This is a genomic window from Pseudomonas sp. CHM02, assembly GCF_000612585.1.
Classification (GTDB): Bacteria; Pseudomonadota; Gammaproteobacteria; order Pseudomonadales; family Pseudomonadaceae; genus Aquipseudomonas.
This window is the reverse complement of sequence record NZ_JFCA01000021.1, coordinates 65176-79912: the sequence shown is the minus strand read 5'-3', so window position 1 is coordinate 79912 and position 14737 is coordinate 65176. Positions and strand designations below refer to the sequence as shown.

The 14737-nt window shown below is 62.4% G+C and carries 14 protein-coding genes and 1 pseudogene; 13 read left to right on the top strand and 2 right to left on the bottom strand.

The genetic code is table 11. The features are described 5' to 3' along the window. The first annotated feature begins 4 nt into the window (after positions 1-4). Together algW and BM70_RS0113925 are read left to right on the top strand one after the other, a co-directional pair. A complete protein-coding gene (algW, locus tag BM70_RS0113930) occupies positions 5-1159 on the top strand; it encodes a Do family serine endopeptidase AlgW (protein WP_025856572.1) in 1155 nt (384 codons plus the stop codon). Between the two features lie 49 nt (positions 1160-1208). Then, positions 1209-2786: pseudogene (locus BM70_RS0113925) on the top strand (TonB-dependent siderophore receptor); the annotation flags it as partial. A 124-nt stretch (positions 2787-2910) separates the two neighbouring features. Here BM70_RS0113925 and hemH read toward each other — a convergent pair. Together hemH and BM70_RS0113915 are read right to left on the bottom strand one after the other, a co-directional pair. Beyond that, positions 2911-3936 (bottom strand): ferrochelatase, encoded by a 1026-nt coding sequence (gene hemH, locus BM70_RS0113920; protein ID WP_025856570.1) that lies wholly within the window; start codon positions 3934-3936, stop codon positions 2911-2913. A 14-nt stretch (positions 3937-3950) separates the two neighbouring features. Beyond that, on the bottom strand, positions 3951-4850 hold the full coding sequence (locus tag BM70_RS0113915; RefSeq protein WP_025856569.1) for a TIGR01777 family oxidoreductase: 900 nt from the start codon (positions 4848-4850) through the stop codon (positions 3951-3953). 210 nt (positions 4851-5060) lie between these two features. On the opposite strand from BM70_RS0113915, the gene BM70_RS0113910 reads away from it, so the two are divergent. The 11 genes from BM70_RS0113910 to BM70_RS0113860 all read left to right on the top strand — a co-directional run bounded on the left by BM70_RS0113910 (position 5061) and on the right by BM70_RS0113860 (position 14683). Further along, entirely contained in the window at positions 5061-6047 is a 987-nt protein-coding gene (locus tag BM70_RS0113910; protein ID WP_025856568.1) for an NAD(P)/FAD-dependent oxidoreductase, read from the top strand. Then, a complete protein-coding gene (locus tag BM70_RS0113905; RefSeq protein ID WP_025856567.1) occupies positions 6044-6259 on the top strand; it encodes a TIGR02450 family Trp-rich protein in 216 nt (71 codons plus the stop codon). Before BM70_RS0113910 ends, BM70_RS0113905 begins: the two co-directional genes overlap by 4 nt. A gap of 111 nt (positions 6260-6370) precedes the next feature. Continuing rightward, complete coding sequence (locus BM70_RS0113900; RefSeq protein WP_025856566.1) at positions 6371-7330, top strand: DUF523 and DUF1722 domain-containing protein; 960 nt, start codon at positions 6371-6373, stop codon at positions 7328-7330. 3 nt (positions 7331-7333) lie between these two features. Continuing rightward, positions 7334-8263, top strand: a complete 930-nt coding sequence (locus BM70_RS0113895; RefSeq protein WP_025856565.1) for a MerR family transcriptional regulator — start codon at positions 7334-7336, stop codon at positions 8261-8263. Further along, entirely contained in the window at positions 8264-9709 is a 1446-nt protein-coding gene (gene phrB, locus BM70_RS0113890) for a deoxyribodipyrimidine photo-lyase (RefSeq protein WP_025856564.1), read from the top strand. Next, positions 9702-10124 carry a nuclear transport factor 2 family protein gene (locus BM70_RS0113885; protein ID WP_025856563.1) on the top strand — a complete coding sequence of 141 codons (423 nt, stop codon included), beginning with the start codon at positions 9702-9704 and terminating at the stop codon, positions 10122-10124. The genes phrB and BM70_RS0113885 overlap by 8 nt, the downstream gene beginning before the upstream one ends. Continuing rightward, the gene (locus tag BM70_RS0113880; protein WP_025856562.1) at positions 10121-10903 is read left to right on the top strand and encodes an SDR family oxidoreductase; all 783 of its coding nucleotides are present in this window, start codon (positions 10121-10123) and stop codon (positions 10901-10903) included. Before BM70_RS0113885 ends, BM70_RS0113880 begins: the two co-directional genes overlap by 4 nt. Continuing rightward, entirely contained in the window at positions 10900-12147 is a 1248-nt protein-coding gene (locus BM70_RS0113875; protein WP_025856561.1) for an NAD(P)/FAD-dependent oxidoreductase, read from the top strand. Before BM70_RS0113880 ends, BM70_RS0113875 begins: the two co-directional genes overlap by 4 nt. After that, a complete protein-coding gene (locus tag BM70_RS0113870; RefSeq protein ID WP_025856560.1) occupies positions 12144-12953 on the top strand; it encodes a DUF1365 domain-containing protein in 810 nt (269 codons plus the stop codon). Before BM70_RS0113875 ends, BM70_RS0113870 begins: the two co-directional genes overlap by 4 nt. Further along, positions 12940-14211: a cyclopropane-fatty-acyl-phospholipid synthase family protein gene (locus tag BM70_RS0113865; RefSeq protein ID WP_025856559.1), complete on the top strand. Its 1272-nt coding sequence runs from the start codon at positions 12940-12942 to the stop codon at positions 14209-14211. The genes BM70_RS0113870 and BM70_RS0113865 overlap by 14 nt, the downstream gene beginning before the upstream one ends. Next, positions 14204-14683, top strand: a complete 480-nt coding sequence (locus BM70_RS0113860) for a DUF2878 domain-containing protein (RefSeq protein WP_025856558.1) — start codon at positions 14204-14206, stop codon at positions 14681-14683. The genes BM70_RS0113865 and BM70_RS0113860 overlap by 8 nt, the downstream gene beginning before the upstream one ends. The last annotated feature ends 54 nt before the right edge of the window (positions 14684-14737 follow it).

The following is a 14737-nucleotide window of genomic DNA, read 5'->3' as shown; positions in this document are numbered from 1 at the left end:
CTTGATGCTCAAGGCGCTGCGTTTTTTTGGATGGCCATTGCTGGCTGGCGTGCTGATCGCGATGTTGATTATTCAGCGTTTCCCCGAGCTGGTGGGTCTTCCCAGCCTTGATGTGAACCTGCAGCAGGCGCCGCAGACCAGTGCCGTAGTGCAAGGCCCGGTGACCTACGCCGACGCGGTCACCATTGCCGCCCCTGCCGTGGTCAACCTGTACACCACCAAGGTCATCAACAAACCGGCTCATCCACTGTTTGAGGACCCGCAGTTCCGCCGCTATTTCGGCGACAACGGGCCGAAGCAGCGCCGCATGGAGTCCAGCCTGGGTTCCGGGGTGATCATGAGCCCCGAAGGCTACATCCTCACCAATAACCACGTGACTACCGGCGCCGACCAGATCGTGGTGGCCCTGCGCGACGGCCGCGAAACCCTGGCCCGCGTGGTGGGCAGCGACCCGGAAACCGACCTCGCGGTCCTGAAGATCGACTTGAAAAGCCTGCCGTCCATCACCCTCGGCCGTTCCGACGGTTTGCGCGTGGGCGACGTGGCGCTGGCCATCGGCAACCCGTTCGGCGTGGGCCAGACCGTGACCATGGGCATCATCAGCGCCACCGGGCGCAACCAGTTGGGCCTGAACAGCTACGAAGATTTCATCCAGACCGATGCGGCGATCAACCCGGGCAACTCCGGCGGCGCGCTGGTGGATGCCAATGGCAACCTGACCGGTATCAACACGGCGATTTTCTCCAAGTCCGGCGGTTCCCAGGGCATCGGCTTCGCGATCCCGGTGAAGCTGGCGATGGAAGTGATGAAGTCGATCATCGAGCACGGCCAGGTGATTCGCGGCTGGTTGGGGATCGAAGTGCAGCCGTTGACCAAGGAGCTGGCCGAGTCCTTTGGCTTGACCGGTCGCCCTGGCATCGTGGTCGCCGGGATCTTCCGCGACGGCCCGGCGCAGAAAGCCGGCCTGCAACTGGGGGATGTGATCCTCAGCATCAACGGTGAACCGGCCGGCGATGGCCGCAAGTCGATGAACCAGGTGGCGCGGATCAAGCCGACCGAGAAGGTGGCGATCCAAGTCATGCGCAATGGCAAGGAGATCAAGTTGCTGGCGGAAATCGGCTTGCGCCCACCGCCTGCGCCGGTCAAAGAAGAAGAATAAAGCGCCTCGTACAGGTACCCGTTCGCGGGTACCTGTAAGTTGGTATTTCGAACGCATCGAAGTGCTCAAGGGCCCAGCCGCCAGCCTGTACGGCCGTGGCGATCCCGGCGGCACCGTGAATATCGTCACCAAGAAGCCCCAGCCCGACGCATTCACCACGGTGCAAACCAGCGCCGGCAGCTGGGACCGCTATCGCACGGCCATCGACCTCAACACCCCGCTGGACAGCGAAGGCAACGTACTGTCGCGGGTCAACCTGGCGGTGGAAGACAACCACAGCTTCCGCGATCACGTGCAGAGCAAACGGGTATTCGTCGCGCCCTCGTTCAGTTGGCAACTGGCGCCGGACACCCGCCTTCTCGTGGAAAGCGAATTCGTGCGCCACCGCTCCACCTTCGACCGCGGCATCGTCGACGCACCGGGCGTGCCGCGCTCCACCTTCCTCGGCGAACCCAATGACGGTGATATCGACAACCATAACAACCGCCTCCAGGCGACCCTCGAACATCACCTCAACGACGCCTGGACACTGCGCCTGGCCAGCCACTACAAGCAAGGCAGCCTGTGGGGCGACGCCTCGGAAAACCGTGCGCTGAATGCCGACGGCCACACCCTCGACCGCCGCTACCGTGAGCGCTCCATGGGCTGGCACGACAGCATTACCCAGTTGGAACTGCGCGGCCTGTTCGATATCGGCAGTTGGCAGCACGAACTGCTGATCGGCACCGAATACGAGGATTACCGCAAGAAAGAACGCGTGACGGCTATCGGCGGTAGCCGCTACACCATCGACCTCCACAACCCGGTCTATGGCCAACCCAAACCCAACGGGGCGCGCTCCGGCACCGACTTCTTCGAGCAGAGCACCGATGACTTCACGCGCCACCACGCCAAGAGCCGGCAAACCCACGACGCCGTTACCCAGCGTGCCGGCCTGCTGTATCAGCTCACGCCGCAGGTTGGGGTGTTCGCCAACGCGTCCACCTCGTTCAAGCCCAACAGTGGCCTGGATGCCGACGGTCAATCCTTCAAGCCGGAAGAAGGCGTGGGCTATGAAGTGGGGGTCAAGAGCGAGCTGTTCGACGACCGTCTCAGCGCCACCGTCGCTGTGTTCCATATCGAGAAGGAAAACGTGCTCGCGCTGGACCCGCCCACCAATACCAACCGCGCCATGGGCAAGGCGCGCAGCCTGGGTGTAGACCGGCAACTGAGCGGGCAAGTGAGCGATGCCGTGCGGGTGATCGGCGCACTTGCGTACATCGACGCCGAAGTGACCAAGGGCGATAAAGCCATTCCTGCCGGCAGCCGGATTCTCGGCGTGGCCAAGCGCAGCGGCAGCCTGTTGGGCGTGTATGAATTCCAGGACGGCGCATTGCGCGGCTCAGACCTGGGGGCGGCGTTCACTTATGCAGGTGACCGCTCCGGCGAGGCCGGCACGCGCTTCGAACTGCCGGCCTACCACACCGTCGACCTGTTGGCCCATTACAGGGCCACGGACAACGTCACGGTGGGCTTGAACCTCAACAACTTGTTTGATGAGAAATACTACGAGCGATCCTACAGCAACTATTGGATCAATCCGGGTGAGCCGCGCAATCTCACGGTCAGCCTGACCCTTAATCTGTAAACGCGGTCAAACCATGTGGGAGCTGGCTTGCCTGCGATAGCGGTGTATCAGCCAACAACTCTATCGGCTGACACTCCCTCTTCGCGAGCAAGCCCGCACACATTCTGATCTTCACTTGGTTCGGTTACAGCGCTGTGGGCGCCCGCTCGCACAAGGTATTGAGCGCCTTCGCCCACTGCGGATCATCATTCAGGCACGGCACCAACACCAACTCCTCCCCGCCGGCCTCGCGGAACTGCTCCAGGCCGCGGTCGCCGATTTCTTCGAGTGTCTCGATGCAGTCGGCGACAAACGCCGGGCACATCACCAGCAGCTTTTTCACACCTTGCTGGGCCAACGCTTCAAGGCGAGCTTCGGTGTAGGGTTCGATCCATTTGGCACGGCCCAGGCGCGATTGGAACGCCACCGACCATTTATCTTCCGGCAAGCCCAGGCGTGCGGCAAAGTCACGGGCGACGCTGAAACACTGCGCGCGATAGCAGGTCTTGAGCACCTCGGCGGACGCGTTCTTGCAGCAGTCGGCATCCTTGAAGCAATGCTGGCCGGTGGGGTCGAGTTTGGTCAGGTGCCGCTCAGGCAAGCCGTGGAAACTCAGCAGCAGGTGGTCGTAATCCTGTTCCACGTAAGGCCGCGCGCTCGCTGCCAGGGCGTCGAGATATTCGGGCTGGTCGTAGAACGGTTGCAGGATCGAGAACTGCACATCGAGCTTTTTGTCGCGCACCACGCGCTGGGCTTCTTCGATCACCGTGGTCACGGTGCTGTCGGCAAATTGCGGGTACAACGGCGCCAGGGTGACCTTGCGGATGCCCTGGGCAGCAAGGCGGGTCAGCACACTTTCAATCGACGGTTCGCCATAGCGCATCGCCAATTCCACCGGGCCTTGGGTCCACTGCGCGGTCATCTGCTGTTGCAGGCGCCGGCTCAGCACCACCAGCGGTGAGCCTTCGTCCCACCAGATGGACGCGTAGGCATGGGCCGACTGCTCGGGGCGCTTGATCAGGATCAGCGACACCAGCAAGCGGCGCATCGGCCACGGCAGGTCGATCACATAAGGATCCATCAGGAACTGATTGAGGTAGCTGCGCACATCGGCCACCGAGGTGGACTTTGGTGAGCCGAGGTTGACCAGTAACAACGCGTGATCCGTCATGCAACATCCTATCTCTAGAGGCGGCTGGACAAGTCGTCCAGGGCCGCGCGCAACTCAGTGAACTGAAAAGTGAAACCGGCGGCCAGCAACCGTTCGGGCACCGCCTTCTGCCCGCCCAGCAACAGGCCGGACAACTCGCCCAGGCCCACCTTCAACGCAAAGGCCGGCATCGGCATGAACGCCGGACGGTGCAGTACCTGTCCCAGGGTTTTCGCAAACTCGCGATTGCGCACCGGGCGTGGCGCGCAAGCATTATAAGGACCGCTGGCGTCAGGCTTGTGCAGAAGAAAATCAATCAGGGCGATTTGATCCTTGATATGCACCCATGGCATCCACTGCCGACCCTTACCGATAGGCCCGCCCAGCCCCAGTTTGAACGGCAGCAACAGCCGCGACAAAAAGCCGCCCTCCGCCGCCAGCACCAGGCCGGTACGCACCAGCACCACGCGAATGCCCAGGGCTTCGGCGCGCTGGGCGGTTTCTTCCCAGGCGATGCACAGCTGGCTGGGGAAATCGTCCTGCACCGGGCCGCTGGCTTCGGTCAACTCGCGCTCGCCGCCATCGCCGTACCAACCCACCGCCGAACCGGACACCAACACCGCTGGTTTTTGCGCCAGGGTTTCCAGCCATGCCAGCAAGGTTTCGGTGAGACTGATGCGGCTGCTCCACAACAACGCCTTGCGCTTGTGGGTCCACGGGCGGTCGGCGATGGGCGCGCCGGCGAGGTTGATGACCGCGTCGACCGGGCCGATAACCTCTTGCAGGCCAGCCACACCCGACACCTGCTCGCCGCACAGTTTGGCGACCTGGTCCGGATGACGACTCCACACCGTCAGGCGATGGCCCTGGGCAAGCCAGTGCTTGCAGAGTTGGCGGCCAATCAGGCCAGTACCGCCGGTCAGCAAAATGTGCATGGGATCTTCCTCATGTAACGTTCGCCGCCCATCACTGGTCTATTTTATAAGCAGGGATCAATTTGAACGGGCGTGACGTTGGATTAAGCCTCTGCTTTAACCATAGGCCACGCCATAAGAACAGGTCAGCCAAAACTTATACCAAAAAACAATATTGTACAGCTATTGGTGTCGGCGTAGTCTGTACCCAACGGTAAAACGAGGCCTCCCATGACTGTTCCCATCGCGATCATCGGCACCGGCATCGCCGGTCTCTCCGCCGCCCGAGCGTTACGAGACGCGGGGCACGTTGTACAACTCTTCGATAAAAGCCGCGGCAGTGGTGGCCGCATGTCCAGCAAGCGCAGCGACGCCAGCTCCCTGGACATGGGCGCGCAATACTTCACCGCCCGCGACCGGCGCTTCGTCAACGAAGTGCAGCGCTGGCAAAGCAACGGCTGGGCCGAGCAATGGAAGCCCCAGCTGTACAACTTCAAGTCCGGCCAGCTCACGCCCTCTCCCGATGAACAGATCCGCTGGGTCGGCACACCGCGCATGAGCGCAATCACCCGCGCACTGCTCGATGACCTGCCGGTGGAATTCGGTTGCCGCATCACCGAAGTGTTCCAGGGCAAACAACACTGGAACCTGCTGGATGCCGATGGCGAAAACCACGGCCCCTTCAGCCACGTGATCATCGCCACCCCGGCGCCCCAGGCCACCGCGCTGCTGGCTGCCGCGCCCAAGCTGGCAAGTGCCGCCGCCGGGGTGAAAATGGACCCGACCTGGGCCATCGCGCTGGCCTTCGACAAACCCCTGGATACGCCCATGGAAGGCTGCTTTGTACAAGACAGCCCTCTCGACTGGCTGGCGCGCAACCGCAGCAAACCGGGGCGCGACACCACCCTCGACACCTGGGTGCTGCACGCCACCAGCGCGTGGAGCAAGGCGCACCTGGACCTGTCCAAAGAGGCGGTGATCGAGCACCTGCACGGCGCCTTCGCCGAGCTGCTGCACAGCGCCATGCCTGCGCCGTCGTTCAGCCTGGCGCACCGCTGGCTCTACGCGCGACCCTCCAGCAGCCACGAATTCGGCGTGCTGGCCGATGCCGACATGGGCCTCTACGTGTGTGGCGACTGGTGCCTGTCGGGCCGCGTGGAAGGCGCATGGCTCAGCGGCCAGGAAGCCGCGCGCCGTTTGATCGAGCACCTGCAATGAACCGCATCAATCCCGCCAAATTGCTGCTGTCGAAGTGGACAGCAGCGCGCCCCCGAAATAAGGAAAAACACTTCCTGGTCACCGAACTGTTTCGTGACAACGAAGGCACCGTGCTGGAAATCGAACTGCAGGCCGTCATGACCCTGCGCAGCGAACGCCTGCCCTGGCAAACCCTGCAGGATATCGACCGCTGGAAAATCGGCTGGAAATAGCCAACCCGCAGAAATTGTACAAATAATTTGACTTGTACAACATCGAACCTATGATGAGATTTAGTTGTACAAGATTAAAACCTTGTACAGGTATCTTGCGAGGGTTCGTGTATGTCCAGCACCACCAAACCGAAGATCGCCATCAGCGCCTGCCTGCTGGGCGAAAACGTGCGCTTCAACGGCGGCCATAAACAATCCCTGCTGTGCAGCCAGACCCTCGCCGATTATTTCGACTTTGTGCCGCTGTGCCCCGAAGTCGCCATCGGCCTGGGCATCCCACGCGAACCCATCCGCCTGGTGGGCGACCCTGCCCACCCGCAAGCCGTCGGCACTGTGCACCGCGAGTTGAATGTCACCCAGCCGCTGCACGACTACGGCCAGCAGATGGCGGCGGAACACACTGACCTGTGCGGCTACATCTTCATGCAGAAGTCACCGTCCTGTGGCCTGGAGCGGGTCAAGGTGTACCGCGAAAACGGCACCCCGGTGGACGGCGGCGGGCGCGGTATCTACGCCCAGGCCTTTTGTGCCCGCCACCCCAACCTGCCGGTGGAAGAAGACGGTCGTCTGAATGACCCGGTGCTGCGCGAAAACTTCCTGACCCGCGTATTCGTGTACACCAGTTGGCAGCAACTGCTGGCCGAAGGGCTGACCCGTCACCGCCTGCTGGCGTTTCATTCGCGCTACAAATACTTGTTGATGGCCCACAGCCCGGCGCACTACAAAAGCCTCGGCCACCTGCTGGGCAGCATGACCAAGGGCGCCAACCTGGATGAATTGGCCAGCGGTTATTTCAGCGAGCTGATGACCGGCCTGACCAAGTGCGCCACCCGTGGCACCCACACCAACGTGCTGCAACACATCAGCGGCTACCTCAAGCAGGCCATCAATGCCGACGACAAGCAGGAAATGCAAACCGTCATCGGCCAGTACCGCCACGGCATCGTACCCTTGGTCGTGCCGATGACCCTGCTCAAACACCACTTTCGCCAACACCCGGACCGCTACATCGCGCAGCAGGCCTACCTGCAACCGCACCCGGAAAACCTCAGCCTGCGAAATGCGATCTAGACCATGAAAGCTGCCCTGCTAGACGAACCCGGCGAAGACATCGCCCAAGCCCTCGAAGACGGCTGGCTGCCGATCCGCGAAGTGGCGCGCCAGACCGGCGTCAACGCCGTGACCCTGCGCGCCTGGGAACGCCGTTACGGCCTGATCGTGCCCCAGCGCACGCCCAAGGGTCATCGACTGTTCAGCGCCGAACATGTCCAACGTATCCACACTATTCTCACCTGGCTCAATCGCGGCGTGCCGGTCAGCCAGGTCAAAGGCCTGATCGACTCCGCCCAGGCCCTTCCCGATGCCGTCGAAAATGAATGGCACACCCTGCGCCAGAACCTGGTGCAAGCCATCAGCGAATTGACCGAGCGCCGGGTCGACGACGCCTTCAACCAGGCCATGGCGCTGTACCCGCCGCGCACCCTGTGCGAACAACTGCTGCTGCCGCTGCTTCAGGAGCTGGAACAGCGTTGGCAGGGTCAATTCGGCGCGCAGATGGAGCGGGTGTTTTTCCTGTCCTGGCTGCGCAGCAAATTCGGTGCGCGCATCTACCACAACAACCGCCAGTTGCACGGCGCACCGTTGTTGCTGGTGAACCAGTCCGACCTGCCGCTGGAACCGCATCTGTGGCTCAGCGCCTGGCTGGCCAGCAGTGCCGACTGCCCGGTGGAAGTGTTCGACTGGCCGCTGCCCGCCGGTGAACTGGCCCTGGCGGTGGAACACCTGCAACCACGCGCAGTGCTGCTGTATTCGAGCAAGGCACTGCATTTGTCGACGTTCGCCAAACTCTTGGGTGGCATCGGCTGCCCGAAGCTGATCGTCGGACCAACGGTATGCATCCACCAGGCCGAGTTGGCCGTATTAGCCCATGACATCCCTGAATTGCTCGTCGCCGAAGAACCGTTGTCGGCCCACCAGCTACTGATCCAGCGTGGACTCGTTTAAATGCATCTGATCTGGCTGCGCACCGACCTGCGCCTACACGACAACACCGCCCTGGCCGCCGCACGCCAGCGGGGCCCGATCGCGGCGGTGTACCTGATCACGCCCGAGCAGTGGCTGGCCCACGACGATGCGCCGTGCAAAGTGGATTTCTGGCTGCGCAACCTGCAAGAGCTGAGCACAACGCTCGGCGAACTGAACATTCCCCTGCTGATCCGCACCGCAGCCACCTGGGACCAGGCGCCGGGCGTGCTGAGCCAGCTGTGTGGTGAACTGTCGGTGGCGTCGGTGCACGTCAACGAGGAATACGGCATTCACGAAAGCCGTCGCGATGCGGCCGTGTCCGAGGCCTTGGAAGCGAAAGGCGTCAGTTTTCACAGCTACCTCGATCAACTGTTCTTCCAGCCCGGCAGCGTGCTGACCAAGACCGGCACTTACTTCCAGGTGTTCAGTCAGTTTCGCAAGGTCTGCTACGCCCGCTTGCACAGCGCCCTGCCCCGCACGGTCGCAGCGCCAAAGGCTCAAGCCGCGCTCACGCTGAAAAGCGATCCGGTGCCCACGGCAGTCGACGGTTTCGAGCCACCCAGCGAAGCCCTGCGGGCGCTGTGGCCGGCCGGCGAGGACGAAGCCCGTCGTCGTCTCGATGCCTTTGTCGATCAGCAGATCAGCTACTACAAGGACGAGCGCGACTTCCCTGCCAAGCCCGGCACCAGCCAGCTCTCCGCCTACCTCGCGGCGGGCGTCGTTTCGCCGCGCCAGTGCCTGCATGCCGCCTTGCAAACCAACGGCGGCGAGTTCGAAAGTGGCGACATGGGCGCCATCACCTGGATCAACGAACTGCTGTGGCGCGAGTTCTACAAGCACATTCTGGTGGGCTACCCCCGTGTCTCGCGCCACCGTGCGTTCCGTCCCGAGACCGAAGCCGTGGCCTGGCGCAACGCACCAAAGGACCTCGCTGCCTGGCAGGAAGCACGCACGGGCCTGCCGATTATCGACGCCGCCATGCGCCAACTGCTGGAAACCGGCTGGATGCACAACCGCCTGCGCATGGTCGTGGCGATGTTCCTGACCAAGAACCTGCTGATCGACTGGCGCGAAGGCGAACGCTTCTTCATGCGTCATCTGATCGACGGCGACCTGGCAGCCAATAACGGCGGCTGGCAGTGGAGCTCGTCCACCGGCACCGACTCGGCGCCGTACTTCCGGATATTCAGCCCCTTGAGCCAATCGGAAAAATTCGACAGCGAAGGCCTTTTCATCAAGCACTGGCTGCCGGAGCTGGCCGCACTGAATAAAAAGGAAGTGCACAACCCCGAAGCTGCCGGTGGCCTGTTCGGCGTGGCGGATTACCCGCGCTCGATCGTCGACCTGAAAAAATCCCGTGAACGGGCCTTGGCTGCCTTCCGCAGCCTGCCCTCGCGCCAAGCAGCGGGGGGCGAATATGAGTGACTTCCTGCGCCGTTTCGCCCAGGCCTTCGCCACGCTGGACAAGCACAACCTGCACCTGCTCGACAGCTTGTACAGCCAGGACATCGCGTTTGCCGACCCGCTGCACGACGTCCATGGCTTGCCCGCCATGCGCCGCTACTTCGCCGAGCTGTACAGCAACGTCAGCCAGCTGCGCTTCGACTTCCACGGGTTCGATCAGGTGGCCGAAGGCGAAGGTTACCTGCGCTGGAAAATGAGCTTCTGCCACCCCCGCCTGGCCAACGGCAAGGTGATCCGGGTGGAAGGCTGCTCGCACCTGATGTGGCACGACAAGGTGTACCGCCACCGCGACTATTTCGATGCCGGCGCCCTGCTGTACGAACACTTGCCCGTGTTGGGCAGCGTCGTCAGCTGGCTGAAAAGGAGACTGGGATGAGCCTTACAACGCCCCGCCGTTATTGGCTGACCGGCGCCAGCAGTGGCATCGGCGCCGCACTGGCCGTGGAGTTGCTCAACAGCGGCGCACACGTGGCCTTGAGTTCACGGTCGAAAGGCCCGCTGGAAGCCCTCGCCCAACGTTACCCCGGCCAAGTGCTGGTGGTGGCGGGAGACCTGACCAACAGCCAGACTGTGCGCGAAATTGGTGAACAGATCGGCGCGACCTGGGGCTCACTGGACACGGTGATCCTCAATGCCGGCACCTGTGAATACGTGGACGCACGGCAGTTTGACGCCTCCATTGTCGAGCACGTGGTCCGCACCAACCTGCTCGCCAGCAGTTACTGCATCGAAGCCGCCCTGCCGCTGTTGCGCGCCGGGGTGACGCCGCACCTGGTGGGCGTCGCCAGTGCCGTGACCTACCTGCCAATGCCACGGGCCGAAGCCTATGGCGCATCCAAGGCCGGCTTGCGCTACCTGTTCGAATCCCTGCGCATCAGCCTGTCGCCGGAAAGTATCGACGTGACCGTGATCAGTCCAGGCTTCGTCGATACGCCGCTGACCGAACGCAATGACTTCCCCATGCCGCTCAGTTGGTCGGCAGACAAAGCCGCGCGGCATATCTTCGCCAAGCTGGAAAAGCGCCCGCTGGAAATCGCCTTTCCCGCCCTGTTTATCGCCACTCTCTGGCCATTGTCGAAACTGCCCAACCGTGCCCAGTTGATCATCGGCAAGCGCATGTTGCGCAGCCCACCGCCGAAAAAGGACGACCTGTGAAGATCGCCATTATCGGGAGCGGCATCGCGGGGCTGACCAGCGCCTACCTGCTCAGCCGTCGCCATGACATCACCTTGTTCGAAGCGGGCGACCGCATCGGCGGGCACACCCACACGGTCAACGTGACGGTCGAGGGTAAACGCTACGCGGTGGACACCGGTTTCATCGTGTTCAACGACTGGACCTACCCGCATTTCATCCGCCTGCTGGGGCAGATCGGGGTGAAGTTCAAACCCACCGAAATGAGCTTTTCGGTGTGCGACGAGAACACTCGGTTCGAGTACAACGGTAATAACCTCAACAGCCTGTTTGCCCAGCGTCGCAATATCCTGTCGCCAGGGTTCTGGGGCATGTTGCGCGACATCCTGCGCTTCAATCGCGAGGCACCGCTGGACCTGCAAGCGCAACGCATCAGCGCCGACATGACCCTGGGCGATTACCTCGAGGCCCGCGGTTATGGCCCGCGGTTTATCCTGCATTACATCGTGCCGATGGGGGCCGCTATCTGGTCGATGTCACTGGTGGACATGCTGAAGTTTCCGCTGCAGTTCTTTGTGCGCTTTTTCAAGAACCACGGGCTGCTCTCGGTGAACAACCGGCCGCAATGGTGCGTGATCGAGGGCGGCTCCAGCAGCTATATCGAGCCCCTGACCCGCAGCTTTCGCGAACACATCCGCCTCGATTGCCCTGTGCATCGGGTAGAGCGCGACGCGCAGGGCGTGGTTGTCCACAGTGCCGCCGGCGCCGAAGCCTTCGACAAGGTGGTGTTTGCCTGTCACAGCGACCAGGCGCTGGCGTTGCTCGGCGACCCCAGCCAGGCCGAACAGGACATACTCGGTGCGCTGCCCTACGCCGATAACGATGTCGTGCTGCACACCGACACGCGCCTGCTACCCGACCGCAAACTGGCCTGGGCCAGCTGGAACTACCGGCTGACCGCCAACCAGCAGACACAGGCGGCTGTGACCTATGACATGAACATCCTGCAGGGCATCGACAGCGCCACTACGTTTTGCGTCAGCCTCAACCAGACGCCGATGATCAACCCGCTGAAAGTGCTTGCCCGGTACACCTACGCCCACCCGCAATACAGCCTGGGCGCGGTGGCGGCGCAGGCGCGTCGCGATGAGATATCCGGCGTGCGCAATACCTTTTACTGCGGCGCCTACTGGGCCAACGGCTTTCACGAAGATGGCGTGGTCAGCGCCCTGCACGTGGCCCAGGCATTTGGGGAAACCCTGTGAACAGCGCCCTGTACAGCGGCTGGATCGCCCATCGCCGGTTTGCGCCCAAGGCTCACGCCTTTCGCTACCGCATCGGCCTGCTGTACCTGGACCTGAGCGAAGAACATGAAGTGCTCGGGCTGTCCCCCCTGGCCGGGTGCAGCCGCCTGGCGCCCTTCGGTTTTCGCCAGCAGGACTACCTGCGTGAATTGACGCGTACCGGCATGAGCTTGAGCGATGCCGTGCGCCAGGAAGTCGGCAAGGCACTGGGGCGTATCCCCCAGGGCGTTATCTGCCTACTGACCCAGGCCCGCAGTTGGGGCCTGGCTTTTAACCCCGTGAGTTTCTTCTACTGCTTCGAGGCCGACGGACGTCTGGCCGCGATCCTGTGTGAAGTGACCAACACCCCGTGGCGCGAGCGCTATCACTACGTACTCCCGGCCCAGGCCTTGAGCGCAGACGAGCATCAGCATTTCGCCGTGGCCAAGGCCTTCCATGTGTCGCCGTTTTTGCCACGCGACCTGGAATACCGCATGAGCTTCAGCCCGCCCGCCGCCAGGCTCGGCGTGCACATGGCCGACTGGCAGGGCACACAGAAAGTCTTCGACGCCACCTTGAGCCTGCAAAAAGAAACGCTCAGCCGCGCCAGCCTGCATCGCTACCTGTGGCGCTTTCCGTGGATGACCGCCAAGACCTGCCTCGCAATCTACTGGCAGGCCATGCGGCTCTTGCTTAAACGCACACCGATTTTTTCCCATCAGGCCGCCGATGGCGCCTCTCGCACCGCAGTCGGGTATACCAAGGATCGCCGCCATGAAATCCCCTAGCTTATCGGTCAAGACCCACCGCCTGAACGTCAACGGCATGACTGCCGCGCTGTTGCGCAAGGCTGTCATGCGTCAACTCAGCCAACTGCGCCATGGTCAACTGGTGGTGATCGAAGAGGGCGAACGGCAAGTATTCGGCGCACGGGAAGCGCACTTGCTGGGGGAAATCCAGATCCTTGATTCGGCCGTGTGGGGCCTGGTGGCGGCCAACGGCTCCATCGGCGCCGGAGAGGCATTCATCCACGGTTATTGGACCAGCCCCGACTTGACCGCCGTCGTGCGCGTGATGGTCAGCAACCTGGACGTCCTCGACGCGATGGAAGGTGGCCTGGCGCGCTTGGCGCAGCCGTTCACCCAGGGCTTGCACTGGCTCAACCGCAACACACGCAAGGGCTCGCAGAAAAACATCGCCGCCCACTACGATCTGGGCAACGACCTGTTCGAAGAATTCCTCGACCCGACCATGATGTATTCGGCGGCGCAATTCCTGACCCCCGACGACACCCTGGAACAGGCACAGTTGAACAAGCTGGAGCGCATCTGCCAGAAACTCGCCCTCAAGCCCACCGACCACCTGCTGGAAATCGGCACCGGCTGGGGCAGCATGGCGCTCTACGCGGCGCAGCATTATGGTTGCAAGGTCACCACCACGACCTTGTCCAAGGAGCAGTTCGCCTACACCGAGAAACGCATCGCGACCCTCGGACTGCACGATCAGGTCACGCTGTTGCTGCAGGACTACCGCGACCTGACCGGCCAGTATGACAAGCTGGTGTCCATCGAAATGATCGAAGCGGTAGGCCATCGCTTCCTGCCGACCTACTTCAAGCAGTGCGCGCACCTGCTCAAGAGCGACGGCCTGATGCTGCTGCAAGCCATCACCATTCGTGAGCAACGCTTTGAACAGGCCAAGCGCAGTGTGGATTTTATCCAGCGTTACATCTTCCCCGGCGGCGCCCTGCCCTGCGTGCAGAACATGCTGCATATCGTCAGCCGCGACACCGATATGAACCTGCTGCACATGGAGGACTTCGGCCTGCATTACGCGCGAACCTTGCGCCTGTGGCATGAGAATTTTCGCCGTGCCCACGGTCGCCTCGCGGAACTGGGCTACGACGAATACTTCCTGCGTCTGTGGGAGTTTTACCTGTGCTACTGCGAAGGCGGGTTTATGGAACGCACCATCGGCACGGCGCAGTTGCTGCTGGCCAAACCCTCGGCGATCAACCCGCCGCTGCTCGGGCGCTTCAATGCTTAAGACTCTGGCCAATGCCGCGCTCTTTCAGTGCGGCTGGTTTGCCTGTGTGCTCGGTGGTGACAGCCGGTGGTTGCTGGCAGGGCTGGCCGTGCTGGCCATCCATCTGCTGTGGATAAGTTCGTGGGCCGAAGACGGCAAGCTGATTCTCGGCGTAACGGTGGTGGGCACATTATTGGATACCGCGTTGCGTGCGCTGGGCGTATTCCAGTTCACCGAACCGGGGCCGCTGATTCCCTTCTGGTTGATCCTGTTGTGGGCGTTGCTGGCGACGACATTGCGCCATTGCCTGGCCTGGAGTGCCCGCCCCTGGTGGCGTGCGGCGCTACTGGGCGCATTGGGCGGCCCGCTTTCCTACTATGCCGGCAGCCAATTGGCGGGGGTGCAATTTGGCTTCGGCCTCGCGTCCACGATGGTTGCACTGGCGTTGCTGTGGGCCGGGGTGTTTGTGGGATTGCACCGACTTGCGCGCTGACGCCTGTCAGTCGTTTCACACCTGTGTCACCCGCTTGCCTTACACTGCGCGCCT